This is a genomic window from Pseudomonas sp. RT4P38 (assembly GCF_054897765.1).
In genome coordinates, this window is record NZ_CM142703.1 from 4,512,408 (window position 1) to 4,532,661 (window position 20,254).

At 55.3% G+C, this 20,254-nt stretch carries 21 protein-coding genes and 1 pseudogene; 12 read left to right on the forward strand and 10 right to left on the reverse strand.

Annotation, left to right across the window (positions count from 1 at the left end):
* Positions 1 to 606: 606 nt before the first annotated feature.
* The 6 genes from ACYZT7_RS20845 to ACYZT7_RS20870 all read left to right on the forward strand — a co-directional run bounded on the left by ACYZT7_RS20845 (position 607) and on the right by ACYZT7_RS20870 (position 5,543).
* Positions 607 to 813, forward strand: coding sequence for a co-regulatory protein PtrA N-terminal domain-containing protein (locus ACYZT7_RS20845; protein WP_462038046.1), 207 nt, complete (start codon positions 607 to 609; stop codon positions 811 to 813).
* Between the two features lie 222 nt (positions 814 to 1,035).
* Positions 1,036 to 2,949, forward strand: a complete 1,914-nt coding sequence (locus ACYZT7_RS20850; RefSeq protein WP_462038047.1) for a copper resistance system multicopper oxidase — start codon at positions 1,036 to 1,038, stop codon at positions 2,947 to 2,949.
* A 12-nt stretch (positions 2,950 to 2,961) separates the two neighbouring features.
* Positions 2,962 to 3,234, forward strand: a complete 273-nt coding sequence (locus ACYZT7_RS20855) for a hypothetical protein (RefSeq protein ID WP_462038048.1) — start codon at positions 2,962 to 2,964, stop codon at positions 3,232 to 3,234.
* Positions 3,206 to 4,261, forward strand: a complete 1,056-nt coding sequence (locus ACYZT7_RS20860; RefSeq protein ID WP_462038049.1) for a copper resistance protein B — start codon at positions 3,206 to 3,208, stop codon at positions 4,259 to 4,261. The genes ACYZT7_RS20855 and ACYZT7_RS20860 overlap by 29 nt, the downstream gene beginning before the upstream one ends.
* Before the next feature lie 9 nt (positions 4,262 to 4,270).
* On the forward strand, positions 4,271 to 5,086 hold the full coding sequence (locus ACYZT7_RS20865) for a c-type cytochrome (protein WP_462038050.1): 816 nt from the start codon (positions 4,271 to 4,273) through the stop codon (positions 5,084 to 5,086).
* Positions 5,076 to 5,543 (forward strand): DUF411 domain-containing protein, encoded by a 468-nt coding sequence (locus ACYZT7_RS20870; protein ID WP_462038051.1) that lies wholly within the window; start codon positions 5,076 to 5,078, stop codon positions 5,541 to 5,543. Before ACYZT7_RS20865 ends, ACYZT7_RS20870 begins: the two co-directional genes overlap by 11 nt.
* 260 nt (positions 5,544 to 5,803) lie before the next feature.
* Here ACYZT7_RS20870 and ACYZT7_RS20875 read toward each other — a convergent pair whose 3' ends face one another.
* From ACYZT7_RS20875 to ACYZT7_RS20890, 4 genes are read right to left on the reverse strand one after another with little or no spacing between them, the layout of a single operon-like run.
* Positions 5,804 to 5,986: a DUF1289 domain-containing protein gene (locus ACYZT7_RS20875; RefSeq protein WP_462038052.1), complete on the reverse strand. Its 183-nt coding sequence runs from the start codon at positions 5,984 to 5,986 to the stop codon at positions 5,804 to 5,806.
* A gap of 3 nt (positions 5,987 to 5,989) precedes the next feature.
* Positions 5,990 to 6,361: a hypothetical protein gene (locus ACYZT7_RS20880; RefSeq protein WP_462038053.1), complete on the reverse strand. Its 372-nt coding sequence runs from the start codon at positions 6,359 to 6,361 to the stop codon at positions 5,990 to 5,992.
* A 41-nt stretch (positions 6,362 to 6,402) separates the two neighbouring features.
* Positions 6,403 to 7,368, reverse strand: a complete 966-nt coding sequence (dmeF, locus tag ACYZT7_RS20885) for a CDF family Co(II)/Ni(II) efflux transporter DmeF (protein WP_462038054.1) — start codon at positions 7,366 to 7,368, stop codon at positions 6,403 to 6,405.
* An 11-nt stretch (positions 7,369 to 7,379) separates the two neighbouring features.
* Positions 7,380 to 7,655 (reverse strand): metal/formaldehyde-sensitive transcriptional repressor, encoded by a 276-nt coding sequence (locus ACYZT7_RS20890; RefSeq protein WP_462038055.1) that lies wholly within the window; start codon positions 7,653 to 7,655, stop codon positions 7,380 to 7,382.
* A gap of 360 nt (positions 7,656 to 8,015) precedes the next feature.
* Between ACYZT7_RS20890 and ACYZT7_RS20895 the strand changes: the two genes are divergently transcribed.
* Entirely contained in the window at positions 8,016 to 9,326 is a 1,311-nt protein-coding gene (locus ACYZT7_RS20895) for an MFS transporter (RefSeq protein ID WP_462038056.1), read from the forward strand.
* A gap of 41 nt (positions 9,327 to 9,367) precedes the next feature.
* On the opposite strand, the gene ACYZT7_RS20900 is transcribed toward ACYZT7_RS20895, so the two are convergent.
* The 3 genes and pseudogenes from ACYZT7_RS20900 to ACYZT7_RS20910 all read right to left on the reverse strand — a co-directional run bounded on the left by ACYZT7_RS20900 (position 9,368) and on the right by ACYZT7_RS20910 (position 10,916).
* Positions 9,368 to 10,111: a TraX family protein gene (locus ACYZT7_RS20900; RefSeq protein ID WP_462038057.1), complete on the reverse strand. Its 744-nt coding sequence runs from the start codon at positions 10,109 to 10,111 to the stop codon at positions 9,368 to 9,370.
* Positions 10,108 to 10,544 (reverse strand): annotated as a pseudogene (locus ACYZT7_RS20905) (YqaA family protein). The gene ACYZT7_RS20900 and the pseudogene ACYZT7_RS20905 overlap by 4 nt, the downstream one beginning before the upstream one ends.
* A 54-nt stretch (positions 10,545 to 10,598) precedes the next feature.
* Positions 10,599 to 10,916 (reverse strand): metal-sensing transcriptional repressor, encoded by a 318-nt coding sequence (locus ACYZT7_RS20910; protein WP_462038058.1) that lies wholly within the window; start codon positions 10,914 to 10,916, stop codon positions 10,599 to 10,601.
* A 512-nt stretch (positions 10,917 to 11,428) separates the two neighbouring features.
* Here ACYZT7_RS20910 and ACYZT7_RS20915 point away from each other — a divergent pair.
* The 3 genes from ACYZT7_RS20915 to ACYZT7_RS20925 all read left to right on the forward strand — a co-directional run bounded on the left by ACYZT7_RS20915 (position 11,429) and on the right by ACYZT7_RS20925 (position 13,036).
* Positions 11,429 to 12,166, forward strand: coding sequence for a HupE/UreJ family protein (locus tag ACYZT7_RS20915; RefSeq protein WP_462038059.1), 738 nt, complete (start codon positions 11,429 to 11,431; stop codon positions 12,164 to 12,166).
* Between the two features lie 12 nt (positions 12,167 to 12,178).
* Complete coding sequence (locus ACYZT7_RS20920) at positions 12,179 to 12,814, forward strand: transmembrane anchor protein (RefSeq protein WP_462038060.1); 636 nt, start codon at positions 12,179 to 12,181, stop codon at positions 12,812 to 12,814.
* 93 nt (positions 12,815 to 12,907) lie between these two features.
* Positions 12,908 to 13,036: a hypothetical protein gene (locus ACYZT7_RS20925; RefSeq protein WP_462038061.1), complete on the forward strand. Its 129-nt coding sequence runs from the start codon at positions 12,908 to 12,910 to the stop codon at positions 13,034 to 13,036.
* A 42-nt stretch (positions 13,037 to 13,078) separates the two neighbouring features.
* On the opposite strand, the gene ACYZT7_RS20930 is transcribed toward ACYZT7_RS20925, so the two are convergent.
* A complete protein-coding gene (locus ACYZT7_RS20930) occupies positions 13,079 to 14,980 on the reverse strand; it encodes a potassium transporter Kup (RefSeq protein WP_462038062.1) in 1,902 nt (633 codons plus the stop codon).
* Positions 14,981 to 15,455: 475 nt separating this feature from the next.
* Here ACYZT7_RS20930 and ACYZT7_RS20935 point away from each other — a divergent pair, with 475 nt between their 5' ends.
* The gene (locus ACYZT7_RS20935; RefSeq protein WP_462038063.1) at positions 15,456 to 16,016 is read left to right on the forward strand and encodes a lipid-binding SYLF domain-containing protein; all 561 of its coding nucleotides are present in this window, start codon (positions 15,456 to 15,458) and stop codon (positions 16,014 to 16,016) included.
* A 153-nt stretch (positions 16,017 to 16,169) separates the two neighbouring features.
* Positions 16,170 to 17,576, forward strand: a complete 1,407-nt coding sequence (gene cls / locus ACYZT7_RS20940; protein WP_462038064.1) for a cardiolipin synthase — start codon at positions 16,170 to 16,172, stop codon at positions 17,574 to 17,576.
* 179 nt (positions 17,577 to 17,755) lie between these two features.
* Here the strand turns inward: cls and ACYZT7_RS20945 are convergent, their stop codons facing one another.
* Together ACYZT7_RS20945 and arsJ are read right to left on the reverse strand one after the other, a co-directional pair.
* Positions 17,756 to 18,754, reverse strand: coding sequence for a bile acid:sodium symporter family protein (locus tag ACYZT7_RS20945; protein WP_462038065.1), 999 nt, complete (start codon positions 18,752 to 18,754; stop codon positions 17,756 to 17,758).
* 276 nt (positions 18,755 to 19,030) lie between these two features.
* Positions 19,031 to 20,251, reverse strand: a complete 1,221-nt coding sequence (gene arsJ / locus ACYZT7_RS20950; RefSeq protein WP_462038066.1) for an organoarsenical effux MFS transporter ArsJ — start codon at positions 20,249 to 20,251, stop codon at positions 19,031 to 19,033.
* Positions 20,252 to 20,254 lie beyond the last annotated feature (3 nt).

Sequence of the window (20,254 nt, forward strand, 5' to 3'; positions counted from 1 at the left end):
CATTTCGGACTGCTCGCGGATGAGGATATTGCAGACGAATACCTAGCTGTAATGCGAGCCAGATGCTGTTTCATGCGCTCAGGTTGACCCAAGTGCTCATAGCTCACCCTAGACGGACATAAGCGGACAGTCGACTGAAACCAAGATTACATTTCTGTCAGCTTCTGATTGGTTAGCACTTCGTTACGAATGAAGTTTAGTAACGTCCGCCGCCTATAACGGACGAAACACAAACCACAACATGTGCGCTGTTAGGCATGCCATTAACAGCGCAAAGGTCTGCCTGACACATCAGTAATGTTAACGAAAACTATCCTGACACCGGGAGGTAGGACGAGAGATTCTCCCTGATTACTCACTTTGTCGGGCAACCCGCCACCTATCACTGTGTCAGCCAAGTAGTTGTCTGGCGAGGTGCTGCTCCACAGTGTAGACAAGGGCGCAATTCGAGAAGGAAATCGAAACCTGACACAACGGTAATGCTCACTTAAGGCTTCTGACAGGAGGAGAGTTTTAAGATTACGTCGTGTCTTGAACTCATCCCCCACGAATCACGTCTTGATGTGGATTCAACGGGGTAACCAAATCTCATCCGAGGATACCCAAATGAAATCCATGAAAACCCTGTTTGTCATCGCAGCCTTGACCGTCTCTTCTCTTGCGATAGCCGAAGGCGGCAGTGATCGCACAGTCGCACGCATGGAAGCGGCCAGGAAGGAGTCAATGGAAGCGTACCAAGTTGCCCAGAAGCAAGGCACCCAATCCCCCGTAGCCGAGAGAAAAGCCAAAACGGCCGACCACGCTAATTGCTGAACAGCCTGGCGCATCCCCAAGCTGACAGAAATGTAATCACCATAGTGGTTCAAATGTGTCAATTTCCAAGCTCGCCTGCCCTATGGACTTTCGCCTTTGGCGGCAGCGGGCAAGGCTCAGGGGGATTCGAGACGAACTCCAGAGAAGTTACCCCCCAACCGGTAAGCAAAACGCACAAAGTGTTTCGCACGGCTTCCTTTTGACTGAGTGGACATAAACGGCATGCATTCCAAAACCTCTAGGCGGACATTCGTCAAAGGCCTGGCCGCTGGCGGCATTCTCGGCGGTCTTGGCCTGTGGCGCACCCCTGTATGGGCAGTAACCAGTCCCGGTTTTCCGAACGTACTGACTGGCAATGAATTTGATCTTTTCATTGGCGAAACCCCAGTGAATATCACTGGCTCGGCGCGCACGGCGATGACCATCAACGGCTCTTTACCGGGACCGCTGCTGCGCTGGCGTGAAGGGGAAACGGTCACGCTGCGGGTGAAAAACCGCCTGGACCAGGACACCTCCATCCATTGGCACGGGATCCTCCTGCCGGCCAATATGGACGGTGTGCCAGGCTTGAGCTTTCACGGTATCGCGCCTGATGGCATGTACGAGTACAAATTTAAAGTCCATCAGAATGGTACTTACTGGTACCACAGCCACTCGGGTTTTCAGGAACAGGCCGGTGTCTACGGGCCTATCGTGATCGACTCGAAAGAGCCTGAACCTTTCCAATACAACCGCGATTACGTGGTGATGCTGACCGACTGGACTGATGAAGATCCTGGTCGGGTCATGGCCAAGCTCAAGAAACAGTCGGACTACTACAATCACCACAAACGTACCGTTGGCAACTTCATCGACGACGTGAGCGACAAAGGCTGGGCCGCAACGGTGGCGGATCGGAAGATGTGGGCCGAGATGAAAATGAACCCCACCGACCTCGCAGACGTCAGTGGCGATACTTATACCTATCTCATGAATGGGCAGGCCCCTGACGGTAACTGGACCGGTATTTTCAAACCAGGTGAGAAACTGCGGCTGCGCTTCATCAACGGTTCGGGCATGAGCTACTTCGACGTCCGTATCCCAGGCTTGAAAATGACCGTGGTGGCGGCCGACGGCCAGCACGTCAACCCGGTCAGCGTCGACGAATTCCGCATCGCTGTGGCAGAAACCTATGACGTGATTGTGGAGCCTGTCAGCGAAGAGGCTTACACCATCTTCGCCCAGTCCATGGATAGAACCGGATATGCCCGCGGAACCCTGGCCGTGCGTGAAGGATTGAAGGCGCCGGTCCCGGCGATCGACCCGCGTCCCCTCGTCACCATGGATGATATGGGAATGGGTGGAATGGATCACGGCAACATGGCCGGCATGGACCACAGCACCACGAAACCGGCCGATATGTCTGGCATGGATCACAGCAAGATGACTGGCATGGATCAGGGCGATATGTCCGGCATGACTGGTATGGATCACAGCAAGATGACCGTCATGGATCAGGGCGATATGTCCGGCATGACGGGTATGGATCACAGCAAGATGACCGGCATGGATCAGGGTGATATGTCCGGCGGCATGGATCACAGCAAGATGGCAGGCATGGGCACAGGAGCCATGCAGTCTCACCCGGCTTCCGAAACCAACAACCCGTTGGTTGATATGCAAGCCATGAGCACAGCGCCGAAGCTGAACGACCCAGGTATTGGCTTGCGCAACAACGGCCGTCGCGTGCTTACCTACTCAGACCTTAAGAGCACTTTCCAGGACCCGGATGGCCGCGAGCCCAATCGCACCATTGAGCTGCACCTGACCGGTCATATGGAAAAGTTCGCCTGGTCATTCAACGGCATCAAGTTCTCTGATGCTGAGCCTTTGCGCCTCAAGTATGGCGAGCGGCTGCGTATCACCTTGGTCAACGACACCATGATGACCCACCCTATCCACCTTCACGGCATGTGGAGTGACCTTGAGGATGAGGATGGCAACTTCATGGTGCGCAAGCACACGATCGACATGCCGCCAGGCACTAAGCGCAGCTATCGAGTAACAGCTGATGCGCTGGGGCGCTGGGCCTATCACTGCCACCTGCTATTTCACATGGAAATGGGCATGTTCCGTGAAGTACGGGTTGATGAGTAAAGGAGACGGGTTATGAGTACATATCTGAATCGTAAGTCGCTGATCGGTTGCGCCCTTGCCTTTGGCCTGTTGGGTGGAGTGCCCTTTGCACTGGCAGGAGAAAGCAGTGGTGAGCATTCCCATCCCGCTCCTGCATCATCAACGGACAAGCCAGAGCCAACGCAAAAGTCCAAGGCCAATGAATCCAAAACCGATCACGGTTCCATGGACCATGGTTCTATGGATCACAGCAAGATGAGTAATGAGTCGATGGATCATGACAAAAAAACCAAAAAAGCGGATTGAGATCATGACCAACAAGCTTTTACGTCCGACCCTGATGGCGCTGACGGTTTCAGTCAGCACCGCTTTTGTTGGCTGGGCCAGCGCCGCTGAAGAGATGGATCCGTCGATGACCATGTCCTCGGGAACGGAGTCGAAACCGACGGTGCCTCAAAAGTCGATCCCCGCCAAAGACAGCCAGATGGATCATTCCAAGATGGATCATGGTTCGATGGGGTCTATGGACCATAGCAAAATGAATCATGGGGAAATGGACCAAGGCCAGATGGAAGGCATGGATCACAGCAAAATGAGTATGGATGCTGGGGCGACCACTACGAGTCGAACTCCCATTCCTGTATTAACGGATGCTGATCGTAAAGCAGCTTTTCCGCCTGTGGCAGGCCATGGTGTTCATGACAAAAGCCTCAACACATTCTTTCTGCTTGATCAGTTCGAGTATCAGGACGCTGATAACGGCAGTGCCCTGAGTTGGGATGCAAAAGGCTGGATGGGTGGCGACATTGATCGTTTATGGCTGCGGTCGGAGGGGGAGCGTACCAATGGTGTGACTGAAGACGCCGAACTCCAAGCGCTTTGGGGGCACTCGATCAGTCCGTGGTGGGATGTGGTGACCGGCGTGCGTCAGGATTTTAAACCAGGCTCGCCACAGACCTGGGGCGCCTTCGGTATCCAGGGTCTGGCCCTCTACAACTTCGAAGCTGAAGCCACCGCTTTCATTGGTGAGAACGGCCAGACCGCGGCTCGGTTAGAGGGCGACTACGACATTCTGCTGACCAATCGCCTGATCCTGCAGCCCACAGCCGAAATGAACTTTTACGGAAAAAACGATCCTCAACGCGGCATCGGTTCTGGTTTGGCCAATACCGAAGTGGGTTTGCGGTTGCGCTACGAGATTGTCCGGGAGTTTGCCCCCTACATCGGGGTTACCTGGAGTCGCTCTTATGGCAAGACCGCCGACCTCGCTAGCGATGAAGGAGAGGATGCGAACGAGGCGCGATTTGTCGCCGGTATTCGGATGTGGTTTTGAGAGCCTGACATGAAAAGAACATTGAAAACATTAACTGCTGCTGGTGTGGTCGCCGCAATAGTAGGTGCCGGCGTGGTGTATTTTGGTGTGATTAATGTTGGGGCGGATGATCCACATTCCGAACTCGTTTACTCACTGCTGTCCACTGCTCGGGATCGCTCGATAGCAGTGCGTTCACGCGACATCAAAGTTCCCGACTTGACCGACGGAACTCTCGTTCGGGCAGGTGCTGGCAACTACAACTCAATGTGCATTGGCTGCCACCTTGCTCCGGGTGTCGCAGGAACCGAGTTAAGTAATAGCCTTTACCCTGCACCTCCAAATCTTTCAAAACTGGGCGTTGATGGAAACCCTGCCGCAGCGTTCTGGATCATCAAGCATGGAATCAAATCCACAGGCATGCCCGCCTGGGGTAAAAGCATGGCCGATCCCTACATCTGGGGGATGGTCGCTTTTCTCCAGCAGCTGCCTGCATTGAATGCGGAGCAATTCAACGCCCTAGTAGCCAGCAGCGGTGGCCATCAACACGGTGGCGGCGAGAGCAAAATGCATGACCATGAAGGCCAGCATGATGCCCAAAAAGGGGCTGCTGCTGGACATCATGATGCGGGTGCAGCCGAAGAGGTAGCCAAAGCAGACGACCATCATGGCGAGAAAAACAGCGCCCATGCTCATGAGGCTGCCGCAGCACCTACTCAGGATGAAAGTCCCGAACACGCCCATCCTCAGGGTGCCGAGGCTTCACTTGACGCTTCTGCAACTCCTGCCGCTCAACCAAAAACTCATCCCCATGCTGATGGGAAGGAGCATACCCATGCGAAATAACATTTATCGGCCCGGACGGATACTTCGCCTTGCTGCATTCGCGGCTCTGTTGATCAGTTCAGCTGGTCATGCAGCAGAATCGCTGACGATCGACGTCCATCGTGACGCTAACTGTGGATGCTGCAAGAAGTGGATGCAGCACCTTGAAGCCAACGGCTTCACCGTCGTTGATCATGTAGAAACCAACATGAGCGCGGTCAAGCAGGACCTGGGTGTTGTTCCGCGTCTCTCGTCATGCCACACCGCGGTGTTCAACGGAAAGTTTGTTGAAGGCCACGTACCTGCTGAGCAAATAGTTGCTTTGAGCAAACGCGATGACCTTCTCGGAGTTGCTGTACCCGGCATGCCGGCAGGCTCGCCTGGTATGGAGGTCGGTGGGAAGCAGGATGCGTATCAGGTCATCGGCCTGACCAAAGCAGGTACTGATCAAATCATCGCTGAATACCCGAAAAACTAATCTTCAACCCTTCCTGAATACTTGCATGGTCACTACCCATGCCCATGCAAGCGATGTGTACTTCTGCCGAGCACAAACCCGATCCCCCCCAGAAATGCGATGCCCAACGTGATGTAGGAGGAAGATTCATTACAGGTGCATGTTCCACCCTAGCTGACAGCTACCTGCCAACCGTTACCAGTATCAGTGAAGGTGGGACGGACCATCTATATTGGGTCGATTACGGAAGTTTTCGAAACAGCGGCCTGAACTGCGGTTGTTCAATTGTTCTTTTTTTGCAGGCTTTTCAGGCGCAGGGTCGCGCGTTGTACAGCGGCCATCTTTTCTGGACGCTTCATCCGCTTCCATTTTCTGATGTCTTCCTTGGTGCGACCGCAGCTCAAGCATAGTTCGCTGTTCAGCTGGCAAACGGAAATACATGGGTTTTGGATGTCCTGGGCCATGGTTTAACTCCGCGTAGATCGTGTACGTGTTAAACGCTGCTGCCAGTCGCCGGCATTCGACCGCTTACATTGCTCTTCACTATCGAAATGCACGATGGCCGACACCTGACTCACGTGAACATTCGCTTCGCTTAACGCCAGGGTAGTGAGTTCGAGCATCCGCTTGTCTTGCCCATTGGCAAGAACCTGATCCCAGTTGGCATCGGTGTCGAAGACCCAAACAACTATAAGACTGTAGGGAAATCGCGCGTAATCCACATCGTGAGTCAACCAAGAGAAGCCCACTATCTCCGCTTTGGCCGTCTCGCAGGCCTTGGTCAGGGCGGCAATCAGACGACGCTCGATTTGCGCCTGATCTCGTTTGCTCAAAAGCATATCTCGATCCTTTTTCATCTCAGTCGACTATGCGTTCATTTCTAAGCCGGAACGGAGGCTTGAGCTGGTGAACCAGTTCCCAGCTTCGTGCGGTATTCAACAGTCAGATGCGTGACCTCATGAACCGTAGCAAGCCGTTCTCGTATGTCTTCGGCATTCACTGCTGGGCTGCCCAGGACGCTAACAATCGCGGCTCGGGCCTGAGGCCCCACCTGCCAGACATGAAGATCAATAATCGAAGCATCTCCAGGCGTTTCAACCAATTCACGAATTTCTTGGGCTACATGATCATCTGTCTGGTCGAGCAATACACCCGCAGTCAGCCGCATCAACGACCAAGCCCAGCGTGCAATAACAACTGCACCCACAATCCCCATTGCAGGGTCGAGCCATACCCAACCAAGATATCGGCCAGCAAGCAGAGCAGCGATGGCCAGAACCGAGGTCAGGGCATCTGCAATGACGTGAACGTAAGCAGAGCGCAAATTATTGTCGTGACCATGCGCATGGTGAGATTGATCGTGGCCGTGGTCATGCCCATGGTGATGATCATGTCCGCCAGAAAGCAAAAGCGCGCTCACCACATTCACTGCTAATCCGACAACTGCGATAAGAGTCGCTGACCCGAATTGCACTTGAGTCGGTTGAAAGAGACGGAATAACGATTCTCCGCCAATTCCCAAGGCGACCAGTCCCAAAATCAGAGCAGAGGCGAAGCCACCCAAGTCTCCCACCTTGCCAGTTCCAAAACTGTAGCGAGCACTTGAGGCATGTCTTTTTGCGTAACCATAAGCAGCTGCGGCTATGCCAAGCGCTCCAGCGTGCGTTGCCATGTGAAATCCATCGGCAAGCAACGCCATAGAGCCTGTGACATAACCTGCGGTGATCTCAACGACCATCATTACGACGGTCAGAGCTACCACCCACAAGGTTCGCTTGGCGTTTTCTTCATGCGATGCGCCCAGGAACATATGGTTGTGGGAATAGTCGGTAAACGAATTACTCATCTGGGTCAATCCTATTTGGAATAGCGGCGAATGGCTTCGAGCAGCTCTTCGACGCCTTTCGCTCTTTCTTCGTTGCTGAGTGTGGGATTCGCTACATGTTCACGAGCATGATCTTCGATGATTTCATCCATCAGCCCATTGATCGCGCCACGGGTCGAAGCGACCAAAAGCAAGGTTTTCGAGCAGTCATCGTCAGAGTCGAGTGCTCGCTCAATTGCCTGGATTTGCCCAGCGATTCGCTTTACGCGCTTAAGAAGATTGTCTTTGCTCGATCTTACATGACCCATACCATACCCCCCCTACCTATATTGACAGCATCATCACACGTTCCAATTAGCCAAACAAGCCAGGGAGGGAAGCCTTCCGACCGGCAGCGTTGCTGCATTTGAATCTGCAATCGAAACATTGAGCACATCGTTTCGCAGGGCAAAACCAATACAAACCGATGGGCAGACCCGCACGTCAATCATTTGATAGATGGTGTAGGGCCTATTTCTTGAGCTGCCATGGTCAATGGTTTAGGATCGGGCCATATCCTCCCCAGGGGGATATTTGTGCATCCACAAAGGCGAAACTAGTAACTCGCTTCCTTCCGGGAAAAGTTTCGGCAACCGCCTGGTCACGCACTTCGCCACTTGAGATCTTCCATGCTGAAAATTCTAGCCAACCGAACCTACCGCCACCTCTTCCTGGCCCAAGTAATTGCCCTCGTAGGAACGGGTCTTGCCACTGTCGCGCTAGGCCTACTGGCATTCGATCTTGCAGGTGCCCAAGCGGGTGCCGTCCTCGGTACAGCGTTGGCGATTAAGATGACGGCCTACATCGGCGTTGCACCCATTGCAGCGGCTTTTGCAGAACGCCTACCTCGTCGAGCAATGCTGGTCTCCCTGGATTTGATGCGGGCCCTGGTCGCGCTTGCACTGCCGTTCGTAACGGAGGTCTGGCAAATCTATGTGCTGATTTTCGTCCTTCAGTCGGCCTCAGCAGCGTTCACCCCGACGTTCCAGGCAACTATTCCAGACATACTGCCGGATGAAGACGACTACACCCGCGCCCTGTCACTGTCGCGTCTGGCCTACGATCTTGAAAGTGTCGCCAGCCCGATGCTCGCCGCCGCGTTGCTGACCGTGATCAGCTTCCATAACCTATTCGTCGGCACTGTCATCGGCTTCCTCGCCTCAGCGGCCCTGGTTGCCACGGTGTTGTTACCGAAGGCGAAGCCAACACCCAGACGCAGTATTTACGAGCGAACCACCCGAGGCATGCGCATCTTCCTGGCCACGCCCCGGCTGCGAGGGTTGCTCGCTCTTAACCTGACGGTAGCTGCCGCCAGTGCCATGGTCATCGTCAATACGGTGGTGCTGGTGCAATCGCGCTTCGCCCTGCCTCAAAGTTCTACAGCATTGGCGCTGGCTGCGTTTGGTGGCGGCTCGATGGTCGCGGCCTTGGCCTTGCCTCGGTTGTTAAAAAACATCAAAGACCGAACGGCCATGCTGTTTGGCGGAGGAGTATTGGTCGCGGGTTTAGCGGTTGGTATCAACCTGACCACCTATAACTTCCTGTTGCCGCTGTGGGTGGTGCTCGGGGTGGGCTACTCCCTGGCCCAGACTCCGAGCGGTCGACTGTTGCGTCGCTCAGCGCATGCCGAAGATCGCCCGGCGTTGTTTGCCGCCCAATTTGCTCTATCCCATGCCTGCTGGTTGATTACCTACCCATTGGCAGGATGGCTGGGCGCCAATATCAGCCTCACTGCGTCGTTTGTAGGGCTCGCAGTCGTGGCCGGTAGTGCGCTAGTGGTCAGCATCGTAATCTGGCGTCCAGCTCATGACCAAGAGTCGATCAAGCATACCCATAAGGGTCTGCCGGGCGATCACTCGCACCTCGATGGCCAGGACGGTGTGGATCACGAACACCCATACGTGATCGATGATCAGCATCGCCGATGGCCCAACCAGTGATCGTGAGTTTCTAATATTTACTAGGGCTAGTTGGCGGGCATTCAGATCAGGAATCGAAGGGCTTGCAGAGCGGCAAGGTGCCCCGGATAGAACCAGTAGCCCCATAGCCCGACCGGCCAGACCTTGAAGGAGAAGGTCTGACGCAAAAGCCAGAGTCCGATTAGGGGCGCCGCAAACGCAGTGCTCAAAGCCAGCAAGGAATAAATTTCTAAGTCCATCGCCCTGATAACGATGCTGCTGCGGGTATTGCTTAACAAGCATAGAGCCGCTGGCAGCAACCAAAGAACACCGGGCTTCTTAATCGCTAACAAGACCGCCGCTGGAACAAGTGCTCCGTAGAAGCCATACATCAGTGGATCATCCAGCACATAAGCAATTGTGGTGGCAATTAACGCCATAGCGCCGCTCAACAAGGTGCGATGCTGCCAACCCCAGGCAATCACCAGCCCCAACACCAGCGTAACCAATACGTTGAACGATCCCGAGGTGCTGATGTAGCGATACGGCACTTCTGAAATAACGGCGAACAACAGCATCGAGAGAAGGTAACGACCATTAGCAGGCGTCAGCAGTTCGCCCGATTTAGAACGCGCCACGTTGGCCGCGATAGCGACACAGAACAACGGAAAAGAGAGCCGCCCCGGAATGAACAGAGTGCTCATCTCCGGCCACACTAACCGAAGGTGGTCGATGACCATGGTCAGCATCGCCACCCACTTGATCAGATCCAGGCTGCTGCTTCGGCTCTTGAGCAAGGCATGCTGGGTCGTATGAACAGTTGTCATGCCCACCCCAGTGTGACGGCGGCCAGCACGAGATAACGCACGCCCTTGGCCAGGGAGACTATCAGCAGGAAGCTCAAAAGTGGCTCGCGCATGACTCCGGCGACGACTGTCAGCGGATCGCCAATGATCGGCACCCAGGTCAGCAGCAACGACCAGCGCCCGTAGCGCAGGTAGGAATTCCGGGGCTTTTCAAGCTTGCTCTCGCTCACCGGGAACCAGCGCTTGTGCGCAATCGCTCAATGGAGCGACCGAGAATCCAGTTCAGTGCAGAGCCAAGAACGTTGCCGAGGGTGGCGACCGCCAAGAGCGTTGAAGCGACGTACTGATCGGAAAGCAACATTCCAACCAGTACCGCTTCAGACTGCATCGGCAGCGGCGTGGCGGCACCGAATGCCGCCAGAAACAGACCGACGTAGCTGGTGAGTTCAAACACTCATCTTCACCTTTTGCGTTCAAACCAATCCAGCCGTGGATGGGCATGTCAGACCTACAGGTACTTGGTGATTTGCTTGAAGGCTTCCAGTGGTGCGCGCTCGCCATTGTTCAACGCCGAGACCGTGTCTTCCAGGCAGTGATCAATGTGATCCTGAATGAGCGTGCGCTTGGCTTGGCACACCGCTTTTTCAACCGCATGCAGCTGCTGGGCGATGTCGACGCACTGACGACCTTCTTCGATCATGGTGATGATGCCGCGTAAATGGCCGTCCGCCCGTTTGAGGCGTTTAATGATCGCCTCGTGACTTTGGTGGGTGTGGGGGTGACTGTGTTCGTGTTCGTGTTCGTGTTCGTGTTCGTGCTCACTCATGACTTGAGCCTCAGGCCTCAATGAATTACGCTGGCATCCTATCCCCCCTAGGAGGATGGGTCAAACGCATCAAAGCCCTACAAAACGAGTTGAAACCCGAACGCTATGTTCAGCAGAACACTGACAACGACGGTGGTAATCGCGCTTGCTCTCGCCATGTTTGTGGCCTGGGCCGGGCATACCTATACGTTGTCAGTGATGTCGAAACAGCCGGCCTGGGAGATTGCGCAAGACGATCATCACTCTCATGAAGAGCAAGCCGAGATGTCGTGTGCGAGCTGTTCGGATCACTATCACTCCCCTTTGACCCCTGACCACCAGCACGAAACGCCACAGCTCAGTGCTGTGTTGACTTTGTCTGCGCAGCCGAAGCTGTCCATGCGACTCGAAGCCCCGTCCTATTCCGTTCCTCGTCCGCCGATTTTCTTGATCGAGCGTCCACCCCGTCCTTCGTTCGCATCCTGACCATGGCCGCACTGCGGCCTTTGATCCCCGCAACGTAGGATTGATCTATGCATTCGCACTCGATGAGCGGCGTTGACGCATTTACTGCGCCTTCGCGTCGCCTGCTACTGCTGTTGTTTTTATTTGTCGCTGCACTTTTCCTCGCAATGCCCGAGGCGATGGCTCATGCCGTCGCGGAAGGTGACAAGGGGTTCATCCAGGAAAGCTCCGGCGTCATGTTGTTGCCCTTCATCTATATGGGGGCCAAGCACATGATGACGGGCTACGACCACCTGCTGTTTTTGTTCGGGGTGATCTTCTTCCTCTACCGCCTTAAAGAGGTGGGGCTCTACGTCACGCTGTTTGCCGTAGGCCACTCGGTCACGCTGCTACTGGGCGTGCTGACCGAGATCAGCATCAGCTCCTACATCATCGACGCCATTATCGGTTTCTCGGTGGTTTACAAGGCGCTCGATAACCTGGGCGCATTCCAGCGCTGGTTCGGTTTCCAACCCAACACCAAGGTGGCCACGCTGATCTTCGGTCTGCTCCATGGTTTCGGTTTGGCCACCAAGATCCAGGAGTACGAAATCTCAACTGACGGCCTGATTCCGAACCTCATCGCCTTTAACGTCGGTGTCGAGATCGGCCAGTTGCTGGCCCTTAGCGCGATTCTCATTCTGATGGGGTATTGGCGGCGCACCGGCAGTTTCTGGCGCCACGCCTATACCGCCAACGTCGCCATGATGAGTGCCGGTTTCCTCCTGATGGGTTACCAGATCACCGGCCTGTTTGTCTCCGCGTAAGGAATTCTGACCATGTTCAATACTCCGCTTCCAACCGTTAATGAATTGCCCAGCACTCGCAAACTGGTGCGCTCGACTGTCATTGCACTGCTGACTGCGGTCGGTTTGCTGGTGACCGTTGTCATGCCTTCGGAATATGCCGTTGATCCTACGGGCGTGGGCCGCGCACTGGGACTGACCCAAATGGGCGAATTGAAGATCGTCCTTGCCCAGGAGGCTTTGGCGGATGCCGCGCCACCTCAACCAGCAGCTCCAGCTCCGCAGGTTGCGCAAGTCCAACCTATTGCGAAACCGGTTGCTCAACCGGTGGCGACACCTGCCCCTGCTTTGAAAACGGATCAAATGACCGTCACGCTCAAGCCAGGTGAAGGGACAGAAATCAAACTGGAAGTGCTGAAGAACAAGACTGTCAGCTATGAATGGACAGCAGCTGGTGGGCCTGTGAACTATGACACCCATGGCGAGCCCTACAACGGTGAAAAGGGTTACTTCCACAGCTACACCAAAGGCAAGCAAGTCAAAGGTGACAAAGGTGAATTCACCGCCATTTTTGACGGCACCCATGGTTGGTTTTGGCGTAATCGCAGCAACAACGACGTGACCATCTCGCTAAAAACGACTGGCAATTACTTGGGCGTCAAACAGTAGTTCGAAGCAGCGATGGCTGTCCTACTGCCGAAAATGCGGTGCTCAGCCTGAACACAGGCCATTTATTTCATCCGTTTTATGAAGAGTCTTCCCATGAAAACCACTACAACTCTGATCCGTTCGATGCTTCTGATCTGCTTCCTCGGCCTGATGACGGCATGCGGCGGCGGTGAAAAAGGCACAACCTCCGAAAGCGCTGAGCACGGCCATTCACACGAGTAACCCCTAAAAAAACAAGGCCGCAAAATGCGGCCTTGTTTGTTTCTACATCTCAACCTGTGTACCCAGCTCGATCACTCGGTTCAACGGCAGATTGAAGTATTTCAGGTTGCTGTTGGCGTTCTTCAGCAGAAACGCGAAAAGAATCTCCCGCCAGCGTGCCATACCAATGCGTTTGGTTGGGATCACCGTCTCTCGGCTCAGGAAATAGGTCGTGCGCATCGGACTGAAATCCAGCTCAGACAAGTGACAGAGACTCAACGCTTGGGGTACATCGGGCTCCTCGATAAAACCAAAGTGCAGACTGACCCGAAAGAAGCCTTCGCCATAGGCCTCAACTTCAAACCGCCGGTCAGCACTCACGCGAGGACTGTCTTCGGACACCACGGTGAGCAGTACCACTTGCTCATGCAAAACCTGGTTATGCAGGAGATTGTGCAGTAGTGCGTGCGGAACAGCATCTGCCCTGGCCGTCAGAAAAACCGCCGTGCCTTGTACGCGATGGGGAGGCTGCGTACGGATGCTGGCGATGAACAGCGGTAGTGGAAGCGCGGTTTCATCCAGCCGCTCAACAATAATCTTCCTGCCCCGCTTCCAGGTCGTCATCAAGATGAACAGACCAATGCCAGCGATCACCGGGAACGCACCGCCCTGAAAAATCTTCGGCGCATTGGCCGCGAAATACAGACTGTCCACCAGCAAAAATCCTAGCAGCATCGGGATGGCCAGCCAGCGCGGCGTTTTCCAAAGGAGCAGGACGACGGCCGAGGATAAAATTGTCGTGACCAACATGGTTCCCGTCACCGCGACTCCATAAGCGGCGGCCAAGGCACTGGATGACTCGAAACCGATCACCAGCAGCACGACACCGACCATCAACGCCCAGTTAACCGTGCCGATGTAGATCTGCCCCTGCTCCTGGCTGGAGGTGTGCTGGATAAACATGCGAGGAACGTAACCCAGTTGAATGGCCTGGCGAGTCAGGGAGAAAGCACCGGAGATCACGGCTTGAGAAGCGATGATGGTGGCCAGGGTGGAGAGCGCGACCATCGGCAGCAGTGCCCAGCTCGGCGCAAGCAGATAGAACGGATTACGCACAGCCTCCGGGCTCTCCAGGATCAAGGCACCCTGGCCAAAATAATTGAGTACCAGCCCCGGCAACACCAAAATGAACCATGCACGAGAAATCGGTTTGCGACCAAAGTGGCCCATGTCGGCATACAGTGCTTCAGCACCAGTCAATGCCAACACGACAGCGCCCAATATCGCTACACCCATTCCCGGATGAACCACAAAAAATTGCACTGCCCAAGCAGGGTTAAGCGCTTGCAGCACTTCGGGACGCTGCAAAATACCGTAGATCCCGAGGGCACCCAACACCACAAACCACAGCACCATGACCGGGCCAAACAGGATGCCGATTCGAGCCGTGCCATGTTTCTGTATCAAGAACAGCGCGACCAGCACGATCACTGACAAGGGCACCACCCAGTGCTCTATTCCGTCAAACGCCAGCTGTAGTCCTTCAACCGCAGAGAGCACCGAAATGGCCGGGGTGATCATGCTGTCCCCGTAAAAAAGTGCCGCACCGAACAGGCCGAGCAGCACCAGTACCTTGCTCATATGCGGATAAGGTGCTGCTGCACGGCGGGCTAACGCCGTCAACGCCATGATGCCGCCTTCGCCCTGGTTGTTGGCACGCAGGATGAACAGTACGTATTTGATCGAGACTACCCAGATCAGTGACCAGAAGATCAACGACAGAATGCCCAGCACGCCGTCGTGGTTTACCTGAACGCCGTAGTGGCCGGAAAATACTTCTTTCAGCGTGTAGAGGGGGCTGGTGCCAATGTCTCCGTAAACCACCCCGACAGCAGCGACGAGCAAGCCCACTCCTGAGCTTTTGGATGGGGAGTCTTCGTTTGCAACGGTCGCTGTCTCACTCAAGGGGCGCTTCTCTCAATTAGCGGGGAGTCACTGCACGCCATCCTTGGGCAATACATTTTTCCAGGGCCATCGGAAAAGCAAGGCACATGGACGATCTAAAAAATCGCGGCCAGTATCGTTGCGGGCAAAAACACCTACCGTAAAGAAAGCGTAAAAATTTTACGGCAGATATCCGTTTCAAACGATTGCTTTAGAGCGATGAAATCCTCAGAAATCATAGCAAGGGTTCGCGAAAGCGTTTTTACACACTCTGGACCAAAAGCAGCCTATGAGGACGAACCCCGCCCTTACACAGTGGTCAAAGCAAGTGATGGCATCGCGACTGATCAAAGGCCTTGGGCCTGCTTCATTCAAAAGCGAAGCTTGCAATTCACACACTTTAGGGTGCACCGGATAACTTCAGTAGGTTCGGATCCTGTCTGAAACAGGTGCTGACTGCTGCTCCCATCCAATGCTCCCTTATCGGAGTACGCAAATGACTCAGCCAATGCGGTTTTTCCTATCGATCTTCCTCGCGACAGCATCATTGGTATCAGCGAGCCTGCTGAACAATGCAAGTGCGGCAACCGCCGAGGATCTGAATGCCGACTCCCGGCAAGCGTTGCAAACTCTTTACAAGGCCACTCCATTTGCCGAAACCATTTTGCACAATGCCAAAGCGGTGCTTGTCTTCCCGAAAATCATCAAGGCCGGCCTTGTGTTTGGTGGCAGCTATGGCGAAGGCGTGCTGATGAAGGGCTCGAAAGTGGAGAGTTATTACAACTCCGTAACTGGGTCATGGGGGCTACAGGCAGGCGCCCAATCGTACGGTTATGCGGTGTTCCTGATGACTGAAAAGGCCGTGAACTATGTACGTGAGACCAAGGGCTGGGAAGTCGGCGTGGGGCCAACCGTTGTCGTGGTTGACGAAGGGGTCGCGAAGAATCTGTCGAGCTCGACACTAAAGGACGATGCCTACGCGTTCATATTCGACCAGCAAGGGTTAATGGCTGGAGTCAGCATTGAGGGAACGAAGATTTCCCTGATCAAGCGCTGAAAGCCTGTCCTCAAGGGCTTTGATCTTTTGAAGCGTACCGCGTCTGCGCCGTTGAAACACGCTCTAAAGGGTGGCCCCTCTATCAAGGCGCCTTGCGTAGGAAGCAAGACGCCCTGACTGAGCGCTATCACCGTCCTCGCCGAGAGGAGGCGTATGAATATTCTAACCACCTGCAAGGGTATTTTTATTCCTCTGGTGCTGTGCGTGGCTGTGCTCCTGGCCTTTGTGGTTTCCTGCAGTACATTGCCGAGGATAGTGCCCGACATGGCTCGCGCTCCCTCTGCGCCCGTGCAACTCGACGGGATACATGGACCTTTGTCAGCCGAGCGCAGCAAAGCTATTCTCGACCGACTTAAGTCCACAGGCAAAGAAACCAACATCTTCGATGTGCACCTCGCAATCGAAGAATCCATCACCGGTAGCCCGCTAACGGAAGGAAACAAAGTCGACTTGCTGCAGGACGGTCCCACCACCTACCAGTCGATGATCAAAGCCGTGGAAGCTGCGCGCGACCACATCAACATGGAGACCTACATCCTCGACGATGATGAAGTCGGCCAGCGTTTCGCCGCCGCATTGATCGCTCAGCAACAAAAAGGCGTACAGGTCAATCTGATCCGTGACAGCGTCGGAACCCTTGGAACACCATCAGCGTTTTTCTCTCGATTGACCGACGCGGGCATCAAGGTACTGGAGTACAACCCAATCAATCCGGTGACGGCCAAAGCGGGCTGGGACGTGAACCAGCGCGACCACCGAAAGCTGCTGATAGTGGACGGCCGTATTGCCTTCCTCGGCGGGATCAACATCAGCAGCGTCTATTCGGGGGGCTCGTTCAGCTCTCACTCGAAGACTCGCCCAAATGGTGATTTGCCTTGGCGCGATACCGACTTGCGCGTCGAGGGACCCGTGGTTGCGGAACTGCAGAAGCTGTTCATCGGAACCTGGACTACCCAGAAAGGTGAACCACTCGCGGCTCGCCACTACTTTCCGTCACCTGAGCGCAAAGGTAGCGAGGTGGTGCGCGCCATCGGCAGCTCACCAGATGAGCCGTTTAGCTTGATCTATGCCACGCTGATTTCGGCGCTGCACAGCGCGCAGACTGAGATATGGCTGACTAACGCCTACTTTGTGCCCGATCCTCAGTTGCTGGCGGCACTCAAGGAGGCGGCAGCACGTGGAGTCGACGTCAAGCTGGTGCTGCCTAGCAGCACCGATTCGTGGCTGGTGCTCCATGCCGGACGCGCCTACTACAGCGAGCTGCTGAAGGCCAACGTCAAGCTTTACGAACGCCGTGGCGCGCTACTCCACGTCAAGACCGCAGTAATCGATGGCGTGTGGTCGACTGTCGGCTCCACCAACTTCGACTGGCGCAGCTTCCTGCACAACGATGAAGTTAACGTCGTTGTGCTGGGCGCCGGGTTTGGAAAAAAGATGCAGGCGGCATTCATGGCTGATCTGGCCAAGTCGAACGAAATCAAGCTGGAAAAGTGGCAGCGTCGCTCGCTCGCTGTGAGAGCCAAAGAGCAGATGGCGCGACTCTGGGAATACTGGCTATAAGTCGAGTGGTGCGTCGCTGATTTCTACTCCGATTTCAACTGTCAAACTTGCTCTAAACCGTTTTCACACAGCCTGGGTCGTTACCTGCCATAACTGACGCGAGACTTGCCCGACTGAAAGGTTCTGTCATAAGCCGGGCGGGCATTAGAGGTGCGCACCAGCGCGGCGGGCCCTGGTGATCAAGGATCTACTTGCCCCATCAGTTCGGCCACCGATTCCTTGCGATTGGCATAGCGCTGCGCGAGCACCGCACAGACCATCAGCTGAATCTGATGGAACAGCATCAGCGGCAGGATCAGCACACCAATGGTGCTGCCAGCGAACAACACATGAGCCATCGGCACACCGGTAGCCAGGCTTTTCTTCGAACCACAGAAAAGGATGGTGATGCGGTCTTCCTGATTGAAGCCAAAGGCTTTGCCCAACACGGTGGCGGCCACCAGCACCAGCACCAGCACCACACAGCAGGCCACCACCAGCCCGGCCAGGTCCCGCAGCGGGATCTGGTGCCAAATGCCTTCGTTCACCGCCTCGCTGAACGCACCGTACACCACCAACAGAATCGAGCCCTGATCAACGAACTTCAGCCAACTCTTGTTGCGCCCTACCCAGGCGCCGATCCAGCGCCGCGCGATCTGTCCGGCAATGAACGGCAGCAACAGCTGCACGCTGATCTTCACAATCGCATCGAGGGTCGAGCCGCCTTCGCCATGCACATTGAACAGCATCGCCACCAACAACGGAGTAAGAAAAATACCGAACAGGCTGGACGCCGCTGCACTGCAAATCGCCGCAGGAATGTTTCCGCGAGCCAGCGAGGTAAAGGCAATCGCCGACTGCACCGTTGCGGGTAACGCGCAGAGGTAAAGCATGCCCATGTAGAGATCGCCGCCGATCATGGGCGACAGCAACGGTTTGAGCGCCAGACCGATTAGCGGGAACAGCACAAAGGTCAAACCGAACACCAGCAAATGCAGACGCCAGTGGCCCGCCCCGGCGATGATCGACTCGCGCGACAGTTTGGCCCCATGCAGGAAAAACAGTAGGGCAATGGCGATGCTGGTCAACCAGCCAAAGCCCACCGCGACCTGACCGCTGGCGGGCAGCAAGCTTGCGAGAGTGACCACGCCGATCAGGGTCAGGGTGAAGTTGTCGGGCAAGAAACGAGGGCGTGTCATCAGGATCATCCGGGTTTGCCAGGAACGTGATCACGACTCTAACGCGCCTGCGGATTACCCACTAACGCTAATAACCCAGTCGATGTCGCTTAAAGGACATCACGATAGGACACATTACTAATCTCTGCGCGCGCAGGCTGTTATCGACGTTCTTGACGCCCTCCTCCATGAAGCTGACGGCTTTTTGCGTTTCGTTCTGCAGGCCTTCAACCATCTGCCGAATGTCGTCGGCAGCGCGTGATGTGCGTGAGACGAGACTACGTACCTCATCGGCAGTCATTCACTAAGCCCGTGACGAGGCAATGCCATTGAAATCAAAGCTGCGAGCAGCACGAATGCACTCGATATCCATAAGCACGCCCCCAGCCCGAATACCTGATAAACCCAGCCGGAGAGCACCGTGCCGATAAGGCGCCCCATGGCGTTGGACATGTAATAGAAACCCACATCCAGCGACACGCCATCTTCCTTGGCATAGGAGACGATCAGGTAGCTGTGCAGCGACGAATTCACCGCGAACAGCGCGCCAAAGACCATCAACCCACCCAACAGCACCACCTGTTGCGACAGCCCTGTGTTCAGCCCGAGAGCAATTGCCGCAGGCAGACCTGCCAGTGCAAGCGCCCACAGAAATGCCGCACGACCATCCGGTACGTGCCCACGTTTCTTTCCAGTGATGTTGGGCGCGAAGGACTGCACGATGCCGTAGCCAATCACCCAGGTCGCAAGGAAGCCACCCACCTTCCAGAAGTCCCAGCCGAAGACACTGCTCAGGTACACCGGCAAGGCCACCACAAACCAGACATCGCGGGCGCCGAACAGGAACATTCGGGCCGCTGAGAGGATATTAATCGCCTGGCTCTTGGACAGAATGTCGCGAAATTTTGGCTTGGCTTTTGCCTTGCCCAAGTCCTTCTTCAACAGGATCAGGCTACTGATCCAGATCAGCGCCAGGACGCTGGCCATAGCCAGCAACGCACCTTTAAAACCAATCAACGCCAACAAGGCTCCGCCAAGAAAGAAGCCAACACCCTTGAGTGCGTTCTTCGAGCCGGTGAGGATCGCAACCCACTTGTAGAGTTTGCCCTGCTGCCCATCAGGAACCAGAAGTTTGATGGAGCTTTTGGCACTCATCTTGTTCAGGTCTTTGGCAATCCCCGACAGCGCCTGGGCCCCCATCACCCAAGGGATGGTTAGCCAGGCTACCGGAACCGTCAGCATCAACAGCGCCGCGACCTGGATGCCCAGCCCGATGTTCATGGTTCGGTTCAGCCCCAGGCGTGCGCCGAGGTAGCCACCCACCAAATTGGTGATAACACCAAAGAGTTCGTAGAACAGAAACAACGCCGCGATTTGAAGGGGGCTGTAACCCAACGCGTGAAAGTGCAGCACCACCAACATGCGCAAAGCGCCGTCGGTGAGGGTGAAGGCCCAGTAGTTACCCGTGACGAGCAGGTATTGCCGCACTTGCGGAGCGAGGGCTGACAACGCTTTCATGAC

What these genes read in the sequence shown, in the direction of transcription:
- ACYZT7_RS20845 (WP_462038046.1), top strand. Translation starts at nt 607, where the DNA reads ATGAAATCCATGAAAACCCTGTTTGTCATCGCAGCCTTGACCGTCTCT.
- ACYZT7_RS20850 (WP_462038047.1), top strand. Translation starts at nt 1,036, where the DNA reads ATGCATTCCAAAACCTCTAGGCGGACATTCGTCAAAGGCCTGGCCGCT.
- ACYZT7_RS20855 (WP_462038048.1), top strand. Translation starts at nt 2,962, where the DNA reads ATGAGTACATATCTGAATCGTAAGTCGCTGATCGGTTGCGCCCTTGCC.
- ACYZT7_RS20860 (WP_462038049.1), top strand. Translation starts at nt 3,206, where the DNA reads ATGACAAAAAAACCAAAAAAGCGGATTGAGATCATGACCAACAAGCTT.
- ACYZT7_RS20865 (WP_462038050.1), top strand. Translation starts at nt 4,271, where the DNA reads ATGAAAAGAACATTGAAAACATTAACTGCTGCTGGTGTGGTCGCCGCA.
- ACYZT7_RS20870 (WP_462038051.1), top strand. Translation starts at nt 5,076, where the DNA reads ATGCGAAATAACATTTATCGGCCCGGACGGATACTTCGCCTTGCTGCA.
- ACYZT7_RS20875 (WP_462038052.1), bottom strand. Translation starts at nt 5,986, where the DNA reads ATGGCCCAGGACATCCAAAACCCATGTATTTCCGTTTGCCAGCTGAAC.
- ACYZT7_RS20880 (WP_462038053.1), bottom strand. Translation starts at nt 6,361, where the DNA reads ATGCTTTTGAGCAAACGAGATCAGGCGCAAATCGAGCGTCGTCTGATT.
- dmeF (WP_462038054.1), bottom strand. Translation starts at nt 7,368, where the DNA reads ATGAGTAATTCGTTTACCGACTATTCCCACAACCATATGTTCCTGGGC.
- ACYZT7_RS20890 (WP_462038055.1), bottom strand. Translation starts at nt 7,655, where the DNA reads ATGGGTCATGTAAGATCGAGCAAAGACAATCTTCTTAAGCGCGTAAAG.
- ACYZT7_RS20895 (WP_462038056.1), top strand. Translation starts at nt 8,016, where the DNA reads ATGCTGAAAATTCTAGCCAACCGAACCTACCGCCACCTCTTCCTGGCC.
- ACYZT7_RS20900 (WP_462038057.1), bottom strand. Translation starts at nt 10,111, where the DNA reads ATGACAACTGTTCATACGACCCAGCATGCCTTGCTCAAGAGCCGAAGC.
- ACYZT7_RS20910 (WP_462038058.1), bottom strand. Translation starts at nt 10,916, where the DNA reads ATGAGTGAGCACGAACACGAACACGAACACGAACACGAACACAGTCAC.
- ACYZT7_RS20915 (WP_462038059.1), top strand. Translation starts at nt 11,429, where the DNA reads ATGCATTCGCACTCGATGAGCGGCGTTGACGCATTTACTGCGCCTTCG.
- ACYZT7_RS20920 (WP_462038060.1), top strand. Translation starts at nt 12,179, where the DNA reads ATGTTCAATACTCCGCTTCCAACCGTTAATGAATTGCCCAGCACTCGC.
- ACYZT7_RS20925 (WP_462038061.1), top strand. Translation starts at nt 12,908, where the DNA reads ATGAAAACCACTACAACTCTGATCCGTTCGATGCTTCTGATCTGCTTC.
- ACYZT7_RS20935 (WP_462038063.1), top strand. Translation starts at nt 15,456, where the DNA reads ATGACTCAGCCAATGCGGTTTTTCCTATCGATCTTCCTCGCGACAGCA.
- cls (WP_462038064.1), top strand. Translation starts at nt 16,170, where the DNA reads ATGAATATTCTAACCACCTGCAAGGGTATTTTTATTCCTCTGGTGCTG.
- ACYZT7_RS20945 (WP_462038065.1), bottom strand. Translation starts at nt 18,754, where the DNA reads ATGACACGCCCTCGTTTCTTGCCCGACAACTTCACCCTGACCCTGATC.
- arsJ (WP_462038066.1), bottom strand. Translation starts at nt 20,251, where the DNA reads ATGAAAGCGTTGTCAGCCCTCGCTCCGCAAGTGCGGCAATACCTGCTC.